Source organism: Parashewanella tropica (assembly GCF_004358445.1).
Lineage (GTDB): Bacteria > Pseudomonadota > Gammaproteobacteria > Enterobacterales > Shewanellaceae > Parashewanella > Parashewanella tropica.
Genome location: NZ_CP037951.1, coordinates 2,026,111 through 2,046,149, shown reverse-complemented (window position 1 = coordinate 2,046,149; position 20,039 = coordinate 2,026,111). Strand labels below are relative to the sequence as shown.

General features: G+C 38.0%; 21 protein-coding genes and 3 tRNA genes. 15 read left to right on the top strand and 9 right to left on the bottom strand.

What is annotated here, in order from left to right:
- Window positions 1-3: 3 nt before the first annotated feature.
- The 4 genes from E2H97_RS08880 (at window position 4) to E2H97_RS08865 (ending at window position 3,377) form a co-directional block, all read left to right on the top strand.
- On the top strand, window positions 4-1,335 hold the full coding sequence (locus tag E2H97_RS08880) for a replication-associated recombination protein A (RefSeq protein WP_133406810.1): 1,332 nt from the start codon (window positions 4-6) through the stop codon (window positions 1,333-1,335).
- Window positions 1,328-1,702 (top strand): fluoride efflux transporter CrcB, encoded by a 375-nt coding sequence (crcB, locus tag E2H97_RS08875; protein ID WP_133406809.1) that lies wholly within the window; start codon window positions 1,328-1,330, stop codon window positions 1,700-1,702. Before E2H97_RS08880 ends, crcB begins: the two co-directional genes overlap by 8 nt.
- 17 nt (window positions 1,703-1,719) lie before the next feature.
- Window positions 1,720-3,006, top strand: a complete 1,287-nt coding sequence (gene serS, locus E2H97_RS08870; RefSeq protein ID WP_133406808.1) for a serine--tRNA ligase — start codon at window positions 1,720-1,722, stop codon at window positions 3,004-3,006.
- Between the two features lie 65 nt (window positions 3,007-3,071).
- Window positions 3,072-3,377: a hypothetical protein gene (locus E2H97_RS08865; RefSeq protein WP_133406807.1), complete on the top strand. Its 306-nt coding sequence runs from the start codon at window positions 3,072-3,074 to the stop codon at window positions 3,375-3,377.
- Here E2H97_RS08865 and E2H97_RS08860 read toward each other — a convergent pair.
- The 6 genes from E2H97_RS08860 to punR form a co-directional block, all read right to left on the bottom strand.
- Window positions 3,364-3,702, bottom strand: coding sequence for a TusE/DsrC/DsvC family sulfur relay protein (locus E2H97_RS08860; RefSeq protein ID WP_133406806.1), 339 nt, complete (start codon window positions 3,700-3,702; stop codon window positions 3,364-3,366). The genes E2H97_RS08865 and E2H97_RS08860 overlap by 14 nt on opposite strands.
- Complete coding sequence (locus tag E2H97_RS19090; RefSeq protein WP_133406805.1) at window positions 3,696-3,962, bottom strand: DsrH/TusB family sulfur relay protein; 267 nt, start codon at window positions 3,960-3,962, stop codon at window positions 3,696-3,698. Before E2H97_RS19090 ends, E2H97_RS08860 begins: the two co-directional genes overlap by 7 nt.
- A gap of 8 nt (window positions 3,963-3,970) precedes the next feature.
- A complete protein-coding gene (gene tusC / locus E2H97_RS08850; RefSeq protein ID WP_133406804.1) occupies window positions 3,971-4,327 on the bottom strand; it encodes a sulfurtransferase complex subunit TusC in 357 nt (118 codons plus the stop codon).
- Entirely contained in the window at window positions 4,327-4,716 is a 390-nt protein-coding gene (tusD, locus tag E2H97_RS08845; protein WP_133408605.1) for a sulfurtransferase complex subunit TusD, read from the bottom strand. Before tusD ends, tusC begins: the two co-directional genes overlap by 1 nt.
- 59 nt (window positions 4,717-4,775) lie before the next feature.
- Window positions 4,776-5,432 carry a Bax inhibitor-1/YccA family protein gene (locus E2H97_RS08840; protein WP_133406803.1) on the bottom strand — a complete coding sequence of 219 codons (657 nt, stop codon included), beginning with the start codon at window positions 5,430-5,432 and terminating at the stop codon, window positions 4,776-4,778.
- A gap of 150 nt (window positions 5,433-5,582) precedes the next feature.
- Entirely contained in the window at window positions 5,583-6,485 is a 903-nt protein-coding gene (gene punR / locus E2H97_RS08835) for a DNA-binding transcriptional activator PunR (protein WP_133406802.1), read from the bottom strand.
- Between the two features lie 181 nt (window positions 6,486-6,666).
- On the opposite strand from punR, the gene E2H97_RS08830 reads away from it, so the two are divergent.
- The 4 genes from E2H97_RS08830 (at window position 6,667) to E2H97_RS08815 (ending at window position 8,516) form a co-directional block, all read left to right on the top strand.
- Window positions 6,667-6,756: transfer RNA gene (locus E2H97_RS08830), tRNA-Ser, on the top strand.
- Window positions 6,757-6,830: 74 nt separating this feature from the next.
- On the top strand, window positions 6,831-7,862 hold the full coding sequence (locus tag E2H97_RS08825; RefSeq protein WP_133406801.1) for a hypothetical protein: 1,032 nt from the start codon (window positions 6,831-6,833) through the stop codon (window positions 7,860-7,862).
- A gap of 185 nt (window positions 7,863-8,047) precedes the next feature.
- A tRNA-Ser gene (locus E2H97_RS08820) sits at window positions 8,048-8,137 on the top strand.
- A gap of 289 nt (window positions 8,138-8,426) precedes the next feature.
- Window positions 8,427-8,516: transfer RNA gene (locus E2H97_RS08815), tRNA-Ser, on the top strand.
- 55 nt (window positions 8,517-8,571) lie between these two features.
- On the opposite strand, the gene E2H97_RS08810 is transcribed toward E2H97_RS08815, so the two are convergent.
- Window positions 8,572-10,545 (bottom strand): hypothetical protein, encoded by a 1,974-nt coding sequence (locus tag E2H97_RS08810; RefSeq protein ID WP_133406800.1) that lies wholly within the window; start codon window positions 10,543-10,545, stop codon window positions 8,572-8,574.
- Window positions 10,546-10,813: 268 nt separating this feature from the next.
- On the opposite strand from E2H97_RS08810, the gene E2H97_RS08805 reads away from it, so the two are divergent.
- Complete coding sequence (locus E2H97_RS08805) at window positions 10,814-11,257, top strand: hypothetical protein (RefSeq protein ID WP_133406799.1); 444 nt, start codon at window positions 10,814-10,816, stop codon at window positions 11,255-11,257.
- 49 nt (window positions 11,258-11,306) lie between these two features.
- Here E2H97_RS08805 and sodB read toward each other — a convergent pair whose 3' ends face one another.
- On the bottom strand, window positions 11,307-11,891 hold the full coding sequence (gene sodB / locus E2H97_RS08800) for a superoxide dismutase [Fe] (protein WP_133406798.1): 585 nt from the start codon (window positions 11,889-11,891) through the stop codon (window positions 11,307-11,309).
- Between the two features lie 209 nt (window positions 11,892-12,100).
- On the opposite strand from sodB, the gene E2H97_RS08795 reads away from it, so the two are divergent.
- The 6 genes from E2H97_RS08795 to E2H97_RS08770 all read left to right on the top strand — a co-directional run bounded on the left by E2H97_RS08795 (window position 12,101) and on the right by E2H97_RS08770 (window position 19,632).
- Entirely contained in the window at window positions 12,101-12,439 is a 339-nt protein-coding gene (locus tag E2H97_RS08795) for a Grx4 family monothiol glutaredoxin (RefSeq protein WP_133406797.1), read from the top strand.
- Between the two features lie 147 nt (window positions 12,440-12,586).
- Window positions 12,587-13,663, top strand: a complete 1,077-nt coding sequence (locus E2H97_RS08790; RefSeq protein WP_133406796.1) for a DUF2066 domain-containing protein — start codon at window positions 12,587-12,589, stop codon at window positions 13,661-13,663.
- Between the two features lie 65 nt (window positions 13,664-13,728).
- Entirely contained in the window at window positions 13,729-14,439 is a 711-nt protein-coding gene (gene hda / locus E2H97_RS08785; protein WP_133406795.1) for a DnaA inactivator Hda, read from the top strand.
- Between the two features lie 139 nt (window positions 14,440-14,578).
- The gene (locus E2H97_RS08780) at window positions 14,579-16,333 is read left to right on the top strand and encodes an acyl-CoA dehydrogenase family protein (protein ID WP_133406794.1); all 1,755 of its coding nucleotides are present in this window, start codon (window positions 14,579-14,581) and stop codon (window positions 16,331-16,333) included.
- A gap of 118 nt (window positions 16,334-16,451) precedes the next feature.
- Window positions 16,452-17,837 carry a Na+/H+ antiporter NhaC family protein gene (locus E2H97_RS08775; RefSeq protein ID WP_133406793.1) on the top strand — a complete coding sequence of 462 codons (1,386 nt, stop codon included), beginning with the start codon at window positions 16,452-16,454 and terminating at the stop codon, window positions 17,835-17,837.
- A 226-nt stretch (window positions 17,838-18,063) separates the two neighbouring features.
- The gene (locus E2H97_RS08770; protein WP_133406792.1) at window positions 18,064-19,632 is read left to right on the top strand and encodes a methyl-accepting chemotaxis protein; all 1,569 of its coding nucleotides are present in this window, start codon (window positions 18,064-18,066) and stop codon (window positions 19,630-19,632) included.
- Between the two features lie 32 nt (window positions 19,633-19,664).
- On the opposite strand, the gene E2H97_RS08765 is transcribed toward E2H97_RS08770, so the two are convergent.
- Window positions 19,665-20,039 (bottom strand): hypothetical protein, encoded by a 375-nt coding sequence (locus E2H97_RS08765; protein ID WP_133406791.1) that lies wholly within the window; start codon window positions 20,037-20,039, stop codon window positions 19,665-19,667.

The window sequence follows — 20,039 nt, the reverse complement described above, 5'->3', positions numbered from 1 at the left end:
TAAGTGTCCAGTTTGACTTTTGATTTCTCTCCCGACTTCCGACCGCTTGCGGCGCGGATGCGTCCGCAGTCATTCATTGAGTATTTAGGTCAAGACCATATATTGGGTGACGATAAACCGTTGAGGAAGTCGTTAGAAAATGGTCGTGCCCACTCCATGCTATTTTGGGGGCCGCCTGGTACGGGAAAAACAACATTAGCAGAATTAATTGCTCAGTACACAAACGCTCATGTTGAGCGAATTTCAGCTGTCTCGTCTGGTGTTAAAGATATTCGTGCTGCAATAGAACAAGCTAAGGCAATTGCACAATCTCGTAGTCAACAAACCTTGCTCTTTGTTGATGAGGTTCATCGCTTCAACAAAAGTCAGCAAGATGCTTTCTTGCCGTATATTGAAGACGGGACTGTCATTTTTATTGGTGCAACCACCGAAAACCCAAGCTTCGAAGTCAATAAGGCACTACTTTCTCGAGCCAGAGTTTACCTAATAAAAAGCTTACAAGATTCGGATATCATTGATCTCTGCAATAGAGCTATTCAAGATACTGATCGTGGGATAGGGGATAAACAGCTCATCTTGCCTGACGACGTAGCTGAAAAATTGGCTCATCATAGTGATGGTGATGCACGTCGAGCGCTAAACCTCCTTGAGCTCATGTCCGATATGTCTGATACAGGTTCAACACTTACGGTTGAGATCTTAAATCAAGTCGTTGGTCATCAAGTTGCCAATTACGATAAAAAAGGCGATCAATTTTACGATCTGATTTCTGCGGTGCACAAATCAGTTAGGGGCTCAGCACCAGATGCCGCTCTTTATTGGTATTGCCGCATATTAGAAAGTGGTGGTGAGCCACTCTATGTGGCACGAAGGTTACTAGCGATTGCTTCAGAAGATATCGGTAATGCTGATCCTAATGCAATGAGTGTAGCTATGAATGCTTGGGATTGTTTTCATCGAGTAGGTCCTGCAGAAGGGGAAAGGGCGATTGCCCAAGCTGTTATTTATCTTGCCTGTGCACCCAAGAGTAACTCTGTCTATACCGCTTACAAGCAAGCTAGAGCATTAGCTAGAGAAACGGGTGATCTTGATGTGCCAGTTCATCTTCGTAATGCACCAACATCTTTAATGAAAGATCTGGGCTATGGTGCTGAATATCGTTATGCACATGATGAACCCAATCATTATGCTGCAGGCGAGAATTATTTGCCTGAGTCGCTAAAAGACGCCGCTTTTTATCAACCTACAGAACATGGCTTTGAAAAACGAATTAAGCAGAAACTTAATTTTTTACAGGATATGGATAACCAAAGTCCGGTAAAGCGCTATGAATAATCTTCTATTTGTTGCTATGGGTGGAGCCATTGGTGCTTGTTTACGCTATTTGATTTCATTATTTATGATTCAAGTATTTGGAACAGGATTTCCTTTTGGTACACTTGCAGTTAATATCATAGGTTCGTTTTTGATGGGTGTTGTTTTTGCCATTGGAGAGGTTTCTCATCTCTCTCATGAACTAAAGGCATTGATTGCTGTTGGTTTGTTGGGGGCATTAACAACCTTCTCTACTTTTTCGAACGAAACCCTTCTACTAATACAAGAAGGGAAACTTATACAAGCTTTAATGAACGTGTTGCTCAATGTCAGTTTATGCCTGTTGATGGTATACGCTGGTCAGCAGCTCATTTTGTCTCGTGTTTAAACAATAAGAATTGAATCATGTTAGATCCTAAATACCTTCGTAATGAAGTTGAAGTTACAGCAGAAAAGTTGGCTTCTCGCGGTTTTATCCTAGACGTTGACCGTATCACTAAACTTGAAGAAACGCGTAAGTCGTTACAAGTTGAAACTGAAGAACTGCAAGCGAAGCGTAATTCGATCTCCAAGTCCATTGGTCAAGCAAAAGCGAAAGGCGAAGATATTCAGCCAATTCTTGCCCAAGTGGGTAATTTAGGTGAGCAGCTTGACGCCAAGAAAGCTGAGCTAGCTGAGCTATTAGATGAATTGAATGATATTGCTTTAACCTTACCAAACTTGCCTGACGAATCAGTACCCGTTGGTAATGATGAAGATGAAAACGTTGAAGTTCGTCGCTGGGGAACCCCGAAAGAGTTCAGTTTTGAAGTCAAAGATCATGTAGACCTTGGTGAAGCGCTTGAAGGTTTAGACTTTAAAAATGCGGTTAAGCTAACTGGCTCACGTTTTATCGTAATGAAAGGGCAAATTGCTCGTCTGCACCGTGCGCTAGCACAATTCATGCTAGATACTCATACGGGTGACCATGGTTACACTGAAGCTTATGTTCCTTATTTAGTTAATGCTGATAGCCTTTTAGGTACTGGGCAATTACCAAAGTTTGGTGAAGACTTATTCCACACCAAACCTGCTACTGAAGAGGGGCAAGGGCTAAGCTTGATCCCAACTGCTGAAGTCCCTTTAACTAACTTGGCTCGTGACAGCATCGTCAACGAAGATGAATTGCCGATTAAGTTTACCGCTCATACTCCTTGTTTCCGCAGTGAAGCTGGATCTTATGGTCGCGATACTCGTGGTCTTATCCGGCAGCACCAGTTTGATAAAGTTGAGCTTGTACAACTTGTTAAACCTGAAGATTCAATGCAAGCACTTGAAGATCTTACTGGTCACGCAGAAAAAATTCTTCAATTACTCGGTCTACCATATCGTGTTATGACCCTTTGTACTGGCGATATGGGCTTTGGTGCAAGTAAGACATACGATCTAGAAGTATGGCTACCAGCTCAAAATACCTTTCGTGAAATTTCTTCGTGTTCAAACATGAAGGATTTTCAAGCACGCCGTATGCAAGCTCGTTTTAAAGGTAAATCTGAGAAGAAAACCGAACTATTACACACCTTGAATGGTTCAGGTCTTGCTGTTGGACGTACATTGGTTGCTATTCTTGAAAATTACCAAAATGAAGATGGCTCAATTAGCATCCCAGAAGCGCTTCGTGGGTATATGGGTGGACAGGAAAAATTAGGCTAATCTTATTAGTCTAATTTAACCGAATGTTAGAAGCCTCTTTATGAGGCTTTTTTATTGGAGTTTTTATGTCGGCTTCAGGACCATTAGCATATCGATTACCGGTTGATTGGAAAGGTGATCACTTTGACGTTACGCATGAAGATCTTTTTAATATCATGTGTCACAACATATTTTCATCACTTGCAGAGAGCAAGTCACTTAAAGAAGTTTGCGCAGAGTTTAATGGTCTTCTATATCAAGTAAAATTAGATAAACGAAAGGTATTGATTTTGAAGAGAAGTCGTAAACAGAGTTATGAAGAATCGCACTGCTTACAGCTACAATACGTTCTTCTAGACTACTTTGATCGAAACAAACTCAAATACATCTAGCGGGTTTAGGTAAACCAGCAATTTTCGTAGCTTGTTTTGCTGGGCCAAGTGGGAAAAGTTTGTATAGGTATTTTGAATTACCTTTCTCCTCACCAAGTTTTTGACCTATTGCTTTTACCAAAGCTCGAATGGCCGGACTGGTTTTATATTCGAGATAAAAATCACGAACAAACCTAACTACTTCCCAATGGGCATCCGTTAATTCAATCTTTTCTTTTTCTGCAATGACTGGGGCAAGGTTTTCTGTCCACTGACTAAAGTCTTTCAGATACCCTTGCTTGTCTGTTTCGATAATTTCGCCGTTAATTTCTAATTGATTCACCAAGTTACTACCTTATTGTACGTTAAGCTTAATTCTATAAATTCTGGATAATTGATAATGTTGAAGTGATTCAATCGATTTGATAATCCAGATGCTTCCAGATCATTTTGTAAAATAAAGACTTTTCTACCTTCAATACATTTAGGGTTCATGATTAGTTCAGATAAGAAACGACTGGTGATGATAAGAGGATCATGCTCATGGGTATACGACAGGCATAAATCCAGAGCATCGACTTGTTTTTGGATAATATGTAAATTCATAATCAGCCTTAATAAACCAAAACTTCGTCGGCACGATCAATTAAATCTGCAATATCAGATTTAGTTAATACATCTGTTTCCATGCTTAAGTCGGAACGAGTCAAACCCAATAAAGATAATGAATCAGCACAGCAACAAATGTCTTCAACATCATAAAGCGGTAATGCTTTAAAGGTGGAAATATAGTCTTTGCTACCATAGGCTTCGGGCTTTTGATCTTTCACAAGGTTCAATATGCCTTGCTTTACAAAAATGACTGTCACTTGTTGATCAAAGCTAGCACTGAGCATGGTCAAATCAAGACCTTCTCGCCCATTGGCGTATTCTACTGGGTTTGAACTAAAAATAATGGTTAGCTTTTTCATTAAAAAGTAATCACTCTATCTGCAGTTTCGATACCGGTGATTAACTCACCAAGTCCCGCCATAGAAAATGGCGGCTTAACATTAAAGCTCATCAGGTCTTCTTCATCAGCTTCTTGCTCAGCAACGACACCTCGACGTAGCGCTGCGGATACACAACAAATTAAAGGGATGTTATGCGTGTTAGACAATTCTTGCCATTTTTGATTGACATTATATTCATCAGAGGCAGGGCAAAGGAGGGCGTTAGCGTGAGAAACACCATCCTGATAAAAAAAGACTTTAGTTAATTCATGATCAGAGCCAATAATGGCTTTGGCTGTTTCTATTGCTCTGTATGAAGCAGTATCACCGTAAGCACGAGAAGTTACCTGTATTACAAATTTGCTCATATCTAAATAAAAAATGACCCGCATAAGCGAGCCATTTTAGCTTAATATTCTTAAGAGTTTTAGTCTCTATTTGCACCGAGTAGATTTAACAGTGCGATAAATAGATTTAAGAAATCTAAATACAATGAAATCGTCGCACGAATGTAGTTTGTTTCACCACCATTTACTATGCGGCTAGTGTCAAACAAAATAAAACCGGTCATCAATAATGCGATACCTGCATTGGTAACCATAAATAACATGCTATTACCAAGGAAGATGTTTACAACACCTGCAACTATCATCACGATCAAACCAGCGAATAAAAATCCACGTAGGAAAGAGAAGTCTTTCTTTGTAGTCAGTGCATAGAAGGAAAGGCCAACAAAGATAGCAGATGTTAAGCCAAGTGCTTGCATGATTAATGAAGGGCCATTAGCAAGCGCAAGGTAATGGTTAAGTATGTAGCCTAGTGAGGCACCTTGCATCCCCGTGAATGCAAAGATCCAAAAGATGCCAGAAGCACCTTCCGCTTTACGTAATGTTACAAAAAGTAAGATTAAACCACCAATTGATAAACCTAGTGACATAAGCGGACTTATGTTTAATGCCATTGCTAACCCAGCACATAATGCTGAAAATGCTAATGTCATCGACAATAACATATAGGTGTTCTTAAGCATTTTGTTGACTTCTAGCGTCGAAGCGCGGCTAGAATAAACAGTCTGTTGATTCATTTCATTCTCCTTGATAACGAAACGAGTTATTCTCTAATTTTAGATTAAATCTATTATTAAGAGTTCAATTAGATAACTACTTTAACACTTTAATTAATTTTGATCCTACAGCTAGCATGAAGAATTGTTTAAAACTGCTCACTTTTGTAGTTAACTTAGCCATTGTTTTCTGAGATTTTCTGTATCTCCAAAATATTCTACTAACCAATTTAAAGCATCAGAATGATTGTCACTATGCCATGCAATACAGCAAGATTCTTTGTTTAGTGGATTTTCAATAGATTTTTCAACGAGGCGGCCAGACTTTATGAAGATATCAACCAAATGAGAAGGGAAGTAGCCTACAGCTAAGCCCGTTGCAACACAATTGATTGCTCGAATCCAATCAGGTACCACAATTCTGCGTTGATTAGGCAAGCGCCATAACTCACGCTTTTGGCTATCCCTAGCAGTGTCTTCAACGCAAACAACAGGAAAATTAAGGAGTTGTTCTTCAGTTAGAGGCAAATCAACATTAGCTAAAGCATGTTTAGATCCAACACAAAATACCCAATCAATATTTCCCATATCTCGGTATTTGTAATTACCACCGTTTGGAATGGCTGTTGTGGCACCAACTGCAATATCTGATTGCCCGCTTACAAGACTTTCCCATACACCGTTAAATACTCCTAGTTTTACCGTTAGTTCAACATCATCAAAGGCCTTATAAAAATCACTGATAAGTGCACTGATTTTGTCTGCCCGAAGGACATTATCAAAGGTAATGGAAATACTAGGCTGCCAATTATTCGCGATTCTTTGAGTGCTTAATTTAATATTTTCAAGCTGAAGCAATAAATTTCGCGTTTCTTGAACAAAGTGTGAACCTGCTGGAGTGAGGCTGACACTTCTATGATGTCGTTCGAAGATTTTTATACCAAGCTCATCTTCAGCTTGTTTAATTGAGTAACTGATGGCTGAAGGCACTTTGTTCAATTGATTTGCTGCAGCGGTAAAGCTGCCGAGATCAGTAACTGTATGGATTAAGCGTAGAACAGATTCAGATAGCATAGCTTCGACTTTCCTTTGCCTTGAATTTTTTTCAATGCGATAACAATAGATTCAAACGATTGATATAGCAACAAAACACTCAAAATATCAGCAGCGCTGTTTGATAGTTGTTCAATTGGGAGAGGATTATTAAATTTTGTCTTTACATGAAAAGTTCACCTCTATATTATTCACCGCGTTCGGAGGGGTGGCAGAGTGGTCGAATGCACCGGTCTTGAAAACCGGCAACGGTTTATCCCGTTCCAGGGTTCAAATCCCTGCTCCTCCGCCATCATTCAGAAAAGCCGCTCAATCGAGCGGCTTTTTGCTTTCCAATTATTGCTATTCAAGGCTGTTAGTCATAACATGAATAACTCCCTTGCTAAGCGGCAATTGGGTTTAGCCATGCATAAGCGACATAAACTTCCTATCGTCATACTGTATTCAATTTCTATTACATGCTCTTTGTTTATCATTAGCTGCAAAAGCAATAATAATTTTGTAGATTCCAATCAGATTTCTCATTTAAAAGCCAATAACACAAGTTATGTCTTGTTTCCTAAAACGATGAATCATTCATATTTTCAATGTAAAAAAGTCAAGCTAGAAGACACATGGGAGATGTTTAAAGGTGCTTTATCTTGTCAGGATCTAACAGTTCGTAAAAAGGTTTTAGATCAACTTAGTCAGCGATTGAAAATTGAAAAAAAGAAAAAATCACATCGACAATCATCTGAACTCGAGTATCTGATTGCTTCATTAAAGCTAGCAATGATTTCAGAAAATGGTCAATATCAATACTTAACAGGTGGCCAAAGCTTAATAACCAATTTTCAGCACTCGATATCTCAACCAAGCAAAGATATTCAACGCTTGTTTTTCTTAAATACGATTTTAATTGAGCAAGCCATGGCAGAAAACAATTGGCGCAAAGCTTTGTCAATCGCAAGAAAATCTCTTCTTAAAGCACGAGACGGTCCAAATAGATGGGAGTATGCGTTGATGAGTGCTAGCTATATAGGTATGCCACTAGTAACTAATCTACCCCAAACCGTTATTAATAACTTTGAACGTTCCAAATGCTCTCGAGATATACAAGAATGTGTTCCTTTAACGGAATTGGCGCCCTTCGGCCAACTAGGATTTACCTATGAGTTAGCTGAGGCATATGCCAGGGTAGGGGATAAAGAGAATGCTAAAAAGTATTTACAATTATTAACGAAAGAAAAAAACTTTATATCATGGGCGTATCGGGAGCAGGTATTAAGTAATATTAAACACCTTAATCAATTTGTTGGGAGGTTTAACCGCTTTAATAAGTATCAGGGGGTTAATTCATTATTGAATATCCGAGGCAATCACAATTGTATTGCATGTCACCATGCGAAATTATCATAAGTACTAATCCAGTACTAAGGCTTGCATTGGTGACGAGTAACAATTAATTGTGCATCTATATTAGCCGTATATTTCTTCGCTTTGAGCATTTAATAACAGCTCTGCTGCTTTTGCGGTCAATTGGGTTCGAAATTTAAAATTATCATTTACAAAATAAATCCAGATAGGTATCTTTATCGGCGTTCGGAGGGGTGGCAGAGTGGTCGAATGCACCGGTCTTGAAAACCGGCAACGGTTTATCCCGTTCCAGGGTTCAAATCCCTGCTCCTCCGCCATTATTCAGAAAAGCCGCTCACTAGAGCGGCTTTTTGCTTTGTATATCATTTCAACTTTATTAGCGATTGATATTAGTAACCTATTCAATCAATATTCATCTAAGTTAACAAACTGGATTGTGATTCAATATTTACTTTGTTCTTTTTGTTAACTCTCATTTATTTATCTAAAAGACGAGTCCACTACACAACCAACTTTTATTGGTTGATGGTTTTGCAATCAAACAGTCAAAAAAATGAAATTTATCATTTACAAAATAATTAGAGATAGGTATCTTTGTCGGCGTTCGGAGGGGTGGCAGAGTGGTCGAATGCACCGGTCTTGAAAACCGGCAACGGTTTATCCCGTTCCAGGGTTCAAATCCCTGCTCCTCCGCCATCATTCAGAAAAGCCGCTCATTAGAGCGGCTTTTTGTTTTTAACTTCATTCACACTTATGCGTCCGCTGGGATCAATTGTTTTTTATCATCTAAAGAGACTTGGTCATAAGCGTCATCATCTAAGTCTGTGGTTTGAGGCTCTTCTGCTGATAGAGAGTTGTCTCCATGGGTTGAAGCTGAATCTCCACTTCCAGCTGTTTGATTTTCATTAGGTAAAGATTCTGCTTGTTGTGGTGTAGTGCTTAAAGTAGATGTGTGTTCAGCCTCAAGAGCCTCACGTTCTTTTCTCTGTATTGCTTTAACCAGAAAATCTATATCAGATTCCATTTCATAAGCATCATCAGCAACAAAAGGAGGATTTGTCAGTTGTGGTACTGATTTTTCAAATTGGGCAGTATCTACAGGTTCGTTATGTTTTGGGTATTCAGAATTATCTTGAATAAATTGCTCTTCATCATATAAAGGGTTTTGTTTAGTGATGGTGCTATCTCCAGACAAATCAAGAACTGTTAGCTCTACATCTTCAAGTACTCTTCTATCATTTACATTTTTTCGATGTAAGCGTCGTAACATGTACAAAATCCCGCTGACGGTACAACCTGTAACAACCAAGGTGAACACAATACCACCGACGATAATGAATATTTTGGTGCAATCTTTAGGATTTGGGCTAGGGGAGGGAGAAGATGAAGGTCTTGTGTAGCTACTATCACCCGAAGTAATTTTGGTAACAAGCTCAGATGAAAGCAGAGTATTAATGATATCGTCCATAACATCGGTAGAACTTAAATGTAAATACATATAGTCACTGGACGCATAAGCCGTTATGTCTTCAGAAATATCTATTTGTTGCGTGCTGCTTAGTAAATTAGCGAGCATTGTATAGTTTTGTGTAGAACTTGGTGTGGGTGTTGAGGATGTTGCTGATTGTTGTACTCGGCAAAGTGGAATGTTATGGAATGACTGCTCATGTAGTTCTAGTAAGTGATAAGTCAAAGTAACTCCGTGTGGTTGGAAGCAAGAGGGTCCTCCTTTCCCCATTTCATATAAAAAGCACTTTTGAAAAATGCCTGTTTTACCATTTGAGCATTGTACAATTTCCACACAGTTGTCATTTGCCCACATGTAAGCTTCACTTGTAGTAGCACAGATATTAATAGGTATATGACGAGCATAAATTGTCATCTTACATAACATATTCGTATCTACCTCAAAAGTGATATTTTTAAGACTCCCCAGATTGATATTAGTCGCATTGAAGTAATATATTGACTCACCAGTATTGAATGTATGCTCTTCGGGTTTCACACACTCTACAACAGTATCAACATCAATTGTTGGTAGATCAGTTGTAGCTTCTTCAGTCGCCTGCCTAATCGTTCTTAGGTTTTCTTGAGGTATTGGTTGTTCATGTGAGCTATTTTTGAGCGGACTTCCTGTTTCAAATTTAAATTCGTCGCCAGTTTTAGGAAGTGTTAGTAATCGACCATTCAATGTATTGGCACATAAATCAAAACTCCATGTTGCTACAGCCCCACCAAGTAATCTGGCAGCAAGCCTTCCAACAAAATACTTCGTCGTTCCTTTTTTAACTTCAAAGCATTCCATTGTGAGTACATTTAATTCTTCACCCATTTTGGCGCCTAAAAAGCAGCAAAATTTTCTTAAAACTGATTCACCCCCCGTTGGTGATGTTATGCAGGAAGGGGCAACAAAAATTGAACCAAAAGAAATAGCATCAAGAGTAAAACTACCAACATAGCTATCTTTAACTTGTTCTGGTGCAATAGCCCTAAGACCATGATTAGCCATTGTAAAAAATACAACCAGTAAAACTTGAAGCGCGACTGAGAAAGGAACAGCACCATCTAGCACAGCTAAAGCCCCAACAGAAACGACATTAAAGAAAACATCAAATGCAGCACCTGTATATTCGAACCCAACACGTTGAGTCACACTATTGAACTCTTTTTCTCGTTCGAAATCGATATCCTGAACCGCTTCAATTGTTGGGAGTTGCGTACTCATAAGTAGGCTTTATTTTAGTATTTAAGACCTTGATTTAATAACACTGAGCTAGATGTTCAAGTTAATATTTATTAACTAAAGCCTCAAAGAGTCAGAAAGGGAGATTTTCAGCTTAAAATTTTTAGATTCCATGTTTGAAATTTACAGTCTCGAATGAAGTAACTTTAACTTACACTTCACAACCAACATAAGATCAATTGCTAGGCTTTAAATTAACGGACCCAATAATCCTTTGACAGGCAAGTCTAATAAAGCTTAGAGGTTAAATATGCCTGATCTTATGTACCGTGAAGCCAAATCTCAGGATTGGAACTTCGTCAATCTGCTTAATGTCAATGAGCTCAAACAGCACTTAAATGACTTATGGCCTTACCAAGATGACAAAGCACAATTTGAAAGAATAAAACGAAGTAAATTCTACCAAGCTCACTCAAAAATTATTTCATATAAAAATGTCGATATCGGATACATTTCAATGAAAAACAATGACAATGAGCTTGTAATTGAAGAATTTGTTCTTTGGTATGAGGACGAAGAAGATGTTATCGCCGAATCAGTAATCCAACAGTTAGTGATTGAACCATTAACTAAAGGTTCACAGGTTGTGAGTAAAGCACGATTCAATGATCCAAATATCCTTGTTTACGAAAGACTGGGGTTCGTTCGTTATTTAGAAACAGATAATAGGGTCTATTTACGAAAAATTATTTAATGCAATAAAAAAGGAGCCATCGGCTCCTCTTTAGATCGTCTCAGCTTAGTTAACCTGCGAAATTTGCATTAACAAATTCCCAGCTAACTAATGCCCAAAAACCATTCATGTAGTCAGGACGTACATTGCGATAATCAATGTAGTAAGCGTGCTCCCACAAATCTACAGTTAGAAGTGGCGTAACACCTTCTTCGGTAAGTGGAGTAGCAGCATTGCTGGTGTTCACAATAGCTAGGCTACCGTCAGCGTTTTTAACTAACCAAGTCCAAGAGCTGCCGAAGTTATTGATAGCAGAGTTGGTGAACTCAGTTTTGAATTCTTCGAAAGAACCGAAAGAAGCATTGATTGCGTCAGCGATTGAACCAGTTGCTTCACCACCACCATTTGGAGATAAGCAGTGCCAGTAGAACGTGTGGTTCCAAATTTGTGCTGCGTTATTGAAGATGCCACCCGTTGAAGTTTTAACGATCTCTTCAAGTGATTTATTGGCAAGGTCAGTACCTTCAACTAAACCATTTAGCTTAACAACATAAGTGTTGTGATGCTTACCATAATGGTATTCAATAGTTTCTTGAGAGATATGCGGTTCAAGTGCGTTCTTTTCATAAGGTAGTGCTGGTAATTCAAAAGCCATTAGTTATATCTCCGTTGACTTAAATTAAGTATGCTCACAGATACTTATTGTACTTATAAATTCATTGATGTGAATCATTGATTGCTAAATTTATACGTTAATGGATAAAAATTAGTTCATCTGTAAACCCACAAAAATAATAGGTTTTTGTTATGGTTGCTGCTGAAGTACAATAGCTATTAGACAATGTTGTTGTAATAGGAAACACTATGGAAACGGTTGACAAAATTAAGCAGCAAATCGCTGAAAATCCAATCATCTTATATATGAAGGGATCACCAAAGTTACCAAGTTGCGGTTTTTCATCTCAAGTTGCACAAATCATGATTAACTGTGGTGAACAATTCGCTTACGTGGATATTTTGCAACATCCAGATATTCGTGCTGAATTACCTAAATATGCTAACTGGCCAACTTTCCCACAACTTTGGGTTGAAGGCGAGTTAATTGGCGGCTGTGATATTATTGTTGATATGTTCCAAAAAGGTGAACTTCAACCAATCATCAAAGAAACGGCTGATAAATATAAATCAGATGATGCTGAGTAACCCATTAAAAGCCGCTTTGCGGCTTTTTTTATGGCTATATTTTAATAACGTTTGTACTTAAAATGTTTTTACACTTGAATGATTGTGTATCAATAACACTATGTTAGAATTTGCGTACACTTTACATAATATCTTTCAATACTAACAATGACTTATAAGCGCTGTTTACTATTAGTAGTTTTATCGTTCATTTCTATTAGTTTCGAACAAACTGCAAATGCGGTATCTGTCGAAGGATTAAGCCAAACTCAAATATTAGTATCCTCTCAAAGCTTTTCAGAAAGAAGAAATGCATTACGTCAAGCGTTAGCCATAGTTATTGTTAAAAATACAGGTTCTAAAGAGACCTTAACAAACCCTACTATTAAAGCTGCATTAGTGAAACCCACCAGCTATTTGCGTCAATATTCTTATTTGAATGAAGATGATAAATTAAAATTGATGGTTAACTTTGATGAATCAAAACTCATTGAGCTGTTACGCAATGCCAAAGTGCCAATATGGGAGCGTAACCGTCCAATTTCTTTACTATGGCTATCTTTTGATTCTACTGCCAACCAACAAATATTGAGTGATTCTAGTACAGAACCACTTGTTATAAAGCTAAAGAAAATAGCCGAGCAAAAAGCATTGCCAATAATACTTCCAGTTCTTGATTTATCTGAATTAAGTATGATTTCTGAATCCGACATAAAGGGTTATTTTATTGATGCTTTTCCAAAGGTTTCTGAAAAATACAATGTTGATTACCTAGTTTTAGCCAATATCACGCAAAATGATGCAGGATATCAATATCATCTTCAATTGTATCCTGCAGTTCAGGATGGCGTACGACGTCCAATTTTGATTAAACAGTCCTCTATATATCAAGACCCACAAGAATTTGTAGAAGACCTAGTAAGTCAGTTAGCTGAATACTATTCAAATGAATATTCAATTTCAGTTGTTGATCAACAACAAGCTGTTTCCATCGAATTTACGCAAGTTATCAGCCTTAAACAAAGCATTGAACTCCAACGTTATTTGAGCCAATTAGCGATTATAAAATCAGTCAAAGTCAATAAATTACAAGGCGAAAAACTTGTTTTAAGCCTTTCTTTGTATGGAAGTACTCAAGATTTAGATCGCGTACTCAAACAGGATCCCAACATTCGTTTAAAATCTAACCAAGATTTTTTAGGTGATGAATCTGAATCTAAGACTTACCTTTGGATGGGGAATTGAGTGAATAGATTTTACTGGCTGCCATGTTACAATGTCGTTGATCTTTCAGAGCTAGGATAAACTGAGTGCATCTTAATTCACCATTACAGCTTTCATTACCAGTATATTTGCCCGATGATGAAACCTTTAATAGTTATTACCCAACAGTCGGTAATGATGAATTAATTCATAAATTACATGACACCGCAATCGGAAGAAACGAAGCTGCAATTTATCTATGGGGGCCAGCCAAATCTGGACGAACTCATTTATTGCATGCGGCTTGTGCTCATGCCAACGAAAATGATAGGACAAGCTTTTATATTCCTCTTGGCATTCATGCCAGTATTTCTCCGGATTTATTTGAAGGTCTTGAGGCCGTCAATTTAGTTTGCATTGATGATATTGATGCGATTGCAGGAAATCCAATCTGGGAAGAAGCAGTATTTGATCTTTTTAATCGTGTGGCTGACTCGAAAGAATCATGTCTAATTGTCAGTTCTAGTAAACCATTAAAAGAAGCGAATTTCCTCCTGCAAGATCTAGCCTCTAGACTTCAATGGGGACTAAATTATCAGTTATTGCCACTTGAAGACACAGACAAATTAAGTGCTCTACAACGACGTGCTGAAATGCGTGGTTTACAATTATCTGAAGATGTTGGTAAGTTTTTGTTGAACAGATTGCAACGAGATCTTCGAACCTTATTTGATGTGCTCGATAAGTTGGACAAAGCATCTATGGTACACCAGCGTAAACTTACCATCCCATTTATCAAAGAAATGCTCCATTTGTAATCTTTTAATGGGCATTCCAAATGTCCATTAATTTGAAAGCCTATCCGCTTAAGCCAAATTTTCCCATCTAATTCTGCTTGTTTTTTATTCATAAAAATCATAAATTAAAACATATGTTTGAATAAAAAATGAGAAGAATATGTATCCATATCATGCACCTTTAACTGAAATGAATTTTCTGCTCAAACATGTGTTTAATGCACAAAATCATTGGCAGACATTTCCTTATATCAAAGACAACTTAGATCTAGAAACGGCTTCCGCTATTCTAGAAGAAGCCAGTAAATTCTCATCAGAACGAATTAAGCCGATTAACGCAAATAGCGATAGACAAGGCATAGCATTTGACAATGGAATTGTGAAAACACCTGATGGATTTAAAGAAGCGTACCAAGAGTTTGCAGAAGGTGGCTGGGTAGGTTTTTGTGGTAATCCTGAGCATCAAGGGATGGGAATGCCTAAAATGCTAGGTGTTTGTGTAGATGAAATGAATTACAGTGCTTCAAATGCTTTTTCTCTTTATAACTCATTAACAGCGGGAGCGGCTCTTTGTATTAATGCTCACGCCAACGAAACAATAAAACAGAAATTCCTCCCCAAATTGTACAGTGGTGAGTGGGCAGGTGTAATGGCGATGACTGAATCTGGCGCAGGCTCTGATTTACGACATATACGCACACAAGCGATTAAACAAAATGATGATACTTACAAGGTCACGGGTACCAAAATATTTATTACTGGTGGAGACCAAGATTTAACGAGCAACATCATCCATTTGGTCTTAGCAAAAATAAAAGGTAGTGACAAACTATCTTTATTCGTTGTTCCTAAGTTTTTGAGTGATGAGCAGGGGCATGTTAACGAACAGAATAACGTAAAAGCTATTTCTGTAGAACATAAGATGGGTATCCATGGCTCATCAACATGTGTGATGAACTACGAAGAGTCTACGGGATATCTAATTGGTTCTGAAGATAAAGGCCTAGCTTGCATGTTCACAATGATGAATTATGAGCGTCTATCTATTGGCATTCAAGGTTTAGCCAACGGCGAAATGGCTTATCAATTAGCAAGCCAATATGCAAAAGAACGCGAACAGGGGAGTACCGTTTTAATCTCTGGTGAGAAATGCTCGTCTTGCAGTATAATCGAACATGGTGATATTAGAAGAACCTTGCTCACAATAAAAACATTAACTGATGCTGGTCGAGCCTTGGCGATCTTCACTGGGTTACATTTAGATAGATCACAATATTTGGACGCTAGCGAAGCTAAACATTCTTCAAAGTTTGCTCAGTTATTAACTCCTGTTACCAAAGCTTTTTTTAGTGATCGTGGACTAGAATGTTGCGTTATGGCGCAACAAGTCTTCGGCGGACATGGTTATGTTTGGGAAACAGGCATCGAGCAATTAGTGCGGGACTCTAGAATTGCTCAAATATACGAAGGCACTAATGGCATTCAAGCTAATGATTTTCTGGGACGTAAAATATTAGCCGATGATTTAAATACCTTAAGATTGTTCGTTTCAGAAATGAAAACTAATCTCATGAACTTCAAAAATGTCCCTGAATCGTTTATTTCAAGTGTTTCTCAGGCATTCGGAAAATTAGTAGACGTGGCAGAGAGTATTAAATCAAGAGTATCAAAACAGCCTTCAGCACTCAGTGCCTGCTCTGTTAACTACTTAGATGCTTTTGGCTATTGTATTTATGGTTACTTCTGGCTTGAAATGCTTGAAAAGGCAAATCTTGTTTCTGAGTCTTTTTTTACACAAAAAAGTTATTTTTGCCAATTCTATTTCGATCAGGTATTCCCAAAGGTAGACCTTCACCTACAACAGTTAGAAAAACTTGATTCAGTAACCCTGAATATTCCCACTGAATTTTTGTAAACAAAGTACCGGCGAATAATTATCGTCGGTGTTTAAATTTTTATTGACTCTATTCGGCATCAGATTTATTTTGCGCTTTTTTAAAATATAAAATAACAAAAACAGAGGAATTACATTAATGACTGAGCCATCAGCTTTAAGCTTGATCCCGCCGCTGGTAGTTTTGGTTTTAGCAATTTGGTTAAGAATGCCCATATTAGCATTGATTATTGGTGCTATTTCAGGATTGATAATACTAAACCCTAACATTGAAACCATTTTAACGTCGTTTTCTGATATCTCATTAAAAGTAATGCAAGACGAGACTATAGGCTGGCTGATTCTAGTATGCGGCTCATTTGGTGCTCTTATCGGTCTTTTGGTCAGAACCGGTGGTGCAAGTGCCTTTGGTCACTCCGCTTTAAAGTTTACAAGAGGTCCTAAAAGCTCTTTATTTATGGCTTTTATCTTAGGGATTGTAATTTTTATCGACGACTATTTGAATGCTTTAACTGTTGGTGAATCAATGAAAAGAGTTACTGACAAATTTAAAGTAAGTCGGGAAATGCTTGCTTATGTTGTTGACTCCACTGCAGCACCAATTTGTGTTCTCGTTCCTTTATCAACTTGGGCCGTCTATTTTGGTGGATTACTCGTCGATAATGGCGTTGCTGATGCTGGACAGGGCATTGCAGTGTATGCTTCGGCAATACCATACATGCTATATGCTTGGCTCTCTGTTGCTGTAGTACTTTTAGTAATATTGGGTGTTATTCCTGCTTTTGGCCCAATGAAAAAAGCGGAATTAATGGCCAAGAAAGGTAAATCGATTGAAGTCGGATCAAACGATGATGTTCATACTTCTGATGATTACGCAGTTAAAGCCATTGAAGAAGAATTCAAGCATGCACAACCTAAAGGAAAGTTATATAACTTCCTAGTGCCAATTCTATTGCTGGTTGGTTTCACCATCTATTTTGAAATCGATATATGGAAAGGGCTATTAGCCACACTATGTGTCACGATTCCATTTTACGCATTCCAGAAACTAATGACTCTTTCAGAGATGTTAGATCAAATGTTTGACGGCTTTAAAAGTATGCTGCCTGCGATTGGAACTGTTGTTGCTGCGTTTATCTTTAAAGAAGTTTGTGATCAGTTACTGCTACCGCAATTTGTGATCGACTCATTAACGGGTTATATGACACCCAAATTATTACCCGCCATTGTTTTTGTCTCAATGGCGATATTAGCCTTTGCAACAGGGTCTAGTTGGGGAATATTCGCAGTAACTATTCCGATTGTAATGCCATTGGCATACTCGTTAGATGCTAATATACCACTTGTAATTGGGGCATTATTGTCAGCTTCAGCTTTTGGTAGCCAAGCGTGTTTTTACTCTGATTCAACAGTATTGGCCGCTCAAGGTTCAGGTTGTAATTTAATGAGCCATGCCATAACACAACTCCCTTATGCACTGATTGCTGCAATTTTAGCTTTTGTAGGTTTCTTGGTTATTGCATAACAAAATACTAATAATTGAGGTGCTCGCTTTCTATTCCTAGTTGAATATAAATAAAGTGGCACCTCTAGAAATCTACTTTCTTAAGTCATTCACAGCACAAATGTACGATAAATACGCTTATATGACATTTTTATATCGGTTCTACTTTAAATTCCTTATGTTTTATATTTTAATGCCGATTACTGTCAAAAGGACAAATGATAAATAATAAAAATACGGCATAACAATGAGAGCAAATCTTCCAGTTACGGATAAAGAATTTATAATCAGTGAAAATGATCAATTGATATCATCTACAGATACTCATGGAAATATCACTCATTGTAACCAAGCCTTCATAGATGTAAGCGGGTTTACAACCGAAGAACTTATAGGACAACCGCATAATATTATCCGTCATCCCGATATGCCTGCTTCTGTTTTTCACGAAATGTGGAGAACGTTAAAAAGTGGCAATGTCTGGATGGGCTTGGTAAAAAATAGACGGAAAAACGGTGACTTTTATTGGGTAAGTGCATTTGTCACCCCTCTATACGAAAATCGAACCTTAATAGGATATGAATCTGTAAGGGTAAATGCCACACCAGAAGAAAAGCAAAGAGCGGCAAAATTATATCGCCGGATAAGCGCTAATAAAGTGCCTGTTTCTCTATTTAAATCATGCTCAAGGTTTGCCAAGCGTACAATGGGGATCTCAATACCATGTAGTGCAGCAGCAATTATTACTGGCATTCAATACGGACCAACATTATCAGCATTATTTATTGCAACAGGATTAGTATCTTTATTTTGGGTTGCCTATCAAAGAAAACTAGAATGGCAGCAAGTAACTAAATTGGTACCCGGTGTGTATGCCAATGAAATTGTTGCACAGAGTTATTTTGGTGGCGATCCGGTCAGTGCCGTAGGAAAATTAATTCTTGCTTGTGAATATGCTCGAAATAGAACAGCACTTACACGCATTAATGATTCGGTTGTAAAACTGGATGAATTAACTTCAATTACCACAACTAAGGCTTCTAATACCGCGATAGAAGCTTGTGAACAGAGAAAGGTAACTGAGGAAGTTGCATCTGCTATCGATCAAATGACACAAGCGATTAATGAAGTATCAGAAAGAATAATTCAAAATGCATCTAGCGCTGAATCAGCTTTAACGAATGTTAATGATGGTGAGTTGTTAGCTCAACAGTCACTAAAAGTAATTTCTGAACTCAATACTTCAGTTTCATCAATTTCACAAACAGTAAATCAGTTAGCACAATCAACAACTCAAATTAGTCAAGCCGCAGACCTGATTAACTCTATTGCTGAACAAACTAACTTGCTTGCTTTGAATGCTGCAATTGAAGCTGCTCGAGCTGGTGAACATGGGCGAGGGTTTAGTGTTGTCGCTGACGAAGTCCGTGCGTTAGCTGCAAAAACCCGTGAGTCTACACAGCAAATTCATTCTGTTGTTGAGGAATTGTCAGCAAATGCCAATAGTGCGGTATCAGCTGCTGTAGCTGGAGAAAACATAGCTAAAGATGGGGTAGAAGTTGTTCAAAATACATCAAAGTCTTTAGAAGGAATATCTTCTGCAGTAAGAAATATCACTGATATGTCTATGCAAATGTCAGCCGCTGTTGAAGAACAAAGCCACGTAGCTGGCCATATTAATCAACGGATCCAAGAAATATCGAATAGTGCTGAAGAAACTCAAAAATCATCCGAAGAGTCTAAGAATGCCTCGAATGAATTAGAAAAAACGACAAATGAAGTTCGATCGTTAATTAGTCGGTTTTTAGTTAGATAAAGCGTATTAGTTCAGAAAGTCATACCGCCTCATTATTGTGGCGGTATTTTTTTACATGATATTTCAGAGATTGGATGAAGTTGGTCATGTACTTTTATAAAGCAGTGTCCATTTTGCTTGTACAACAAAACTACTGTTGGTAATTCCATCCTTCTCCCATCAATCAATCTACCACTAGAATCCTTGTAAAAAGGCCGTTCAATAATGACTTGATTGCTTGTTTGAAACGCATCCTTTTTCAAAGTAACTTGAGATTTATTGAGTAATTCAGCAAGTTTTATTTCCAGTTTATGAAGGGTTGTAGGGGCGTCAACGAGCACAGCAGGATATATTTTATCCTCTTGCGATATTGCGCAAGAGGATAAAAGCAAGGACAAAGGCATAAATAAGCGTTTGTTTAACTTCAT

Bases quoted from the DNA above. Each gene is read 5' to 3' on its own strand.
- E2H97_RS19090 (WP_133406805.1), bottom strand. From the start codon at position 3,962: ATGAATTTACATATTATCCAAAAACAAGTCGATGCTCTGGATTTATGC.
- E2H97_RS08795 (WP_133406797.1), top strand. From the start codon at position 12,101: ATGGAAACGGTTGACAAAATTAAGCAGCAAATCGCTGAAAATCCAATC.
- E2H97_RS08775 (WP_133406793.1), top strand. From the start codon at position 16,452: ATGACTGAGCCATCAGCTTTAAGCTTGATCCCGCCGCTGGTAGTTTTG.
- E2H97_RS08805 (WP_133406799.1), top strand. From the start codon at position 10,814: ATGCCTGATCTTATGTACCGTGAAGCCAAATCTCAGGATTGGAACTTC.
- sodB (WP_133406798.1), bottom strand. From the start codon at position 11,891: ATGGCTTTTGAATTACCAGCACTACCTTATGAAAAGAACGCACTTGAA.
- crcB (WP_133406809.1), top strand. From the start codon at position 1,328: ATGAATAATCTTCTATTTGTTGCTATGGGTGGAGCCATTGGTGCTTGT.
- punR (WP_133406802.1), bottom strand. From the start codon at position 6,485: ATGCTATCTGAATCTGTTCTACGCTTAATCCATACAGTTACTGATCTC.
- E2H97_RS08790 (WP_133406796.1), top strand. From the start codon at position 12,587: ATGACTTATAAGCGCTGTTTACTATTAGTAGTTTTATCGTTCATTTCT.
- E2H97_RS08865 (WP_133406807.1), top strand. From the start codon at position 3,072: ATGTCGGCTTCAGGACCATTAGCATATCGATTACCGGTTGATTGGAAA.
- serS (WP_133406808.1), top strand. From the start codon at position 1,720: ATGTTAGATCCTAAATACCTTCGTAATGAAGTTGAAGTTACAGCAGAA.
- E2H97_RS08770 (WP_133406792.1), top strand. From the start codon at position 18,064: ATGAGAGCAAATCTTCCAGTTACGGATAAAGAATTTATAATCAGTGAA.
- tusC (WP_133406804.1), bottom strand. From the start codon at position 4,327: ATGAAAAAGCTAACCATTATTTTTAGTTCAAACCCAGTAGAATACGCC.
- tusD (WP_133408605.1), bottom strand. From the start codon at position 4,716: ATGAGCAAATTTGTAATACAGGTAACTTCTCGTGCTTACGGTGATACT.
- E2H97_RS08840 (WP_133406803.1), bottom strand. From the start codon at position 5,432: ATGAATCAACAGACTGTTTATTCTAGCCGCGCTTCGACGCTAGAAGTC.
- E2H97_RS08825 (WP_133406801.1), top strand. From the start codon at position 6,831: ATGAATAACTCCCTTGCTAAGCGGCAATTGGGTTTAGCCATGCATAAG.
- E2H97_RS08765 (WP_133406791.1), bottom strand. From the start codon at position 20,039: ATGAAGTTAAACAAACGCTTATTTATGCCTTTGTCCTTGCTTTTATCC.
- E2H97_RS08810 (WP_133406800.1), bottom strand. From the start codon at position 10,545: ATGAGTACGCAACTCCCAACAATTGAAGCGGTTCAGGATATCGATTTC.
- E2H97_RS08780 (WP_133406794.1), top strand. From the start codon at position 14,579: ATGTATCCATATCATGCACCTTTAACTGAAATGAATTTTCTGCTCAAA.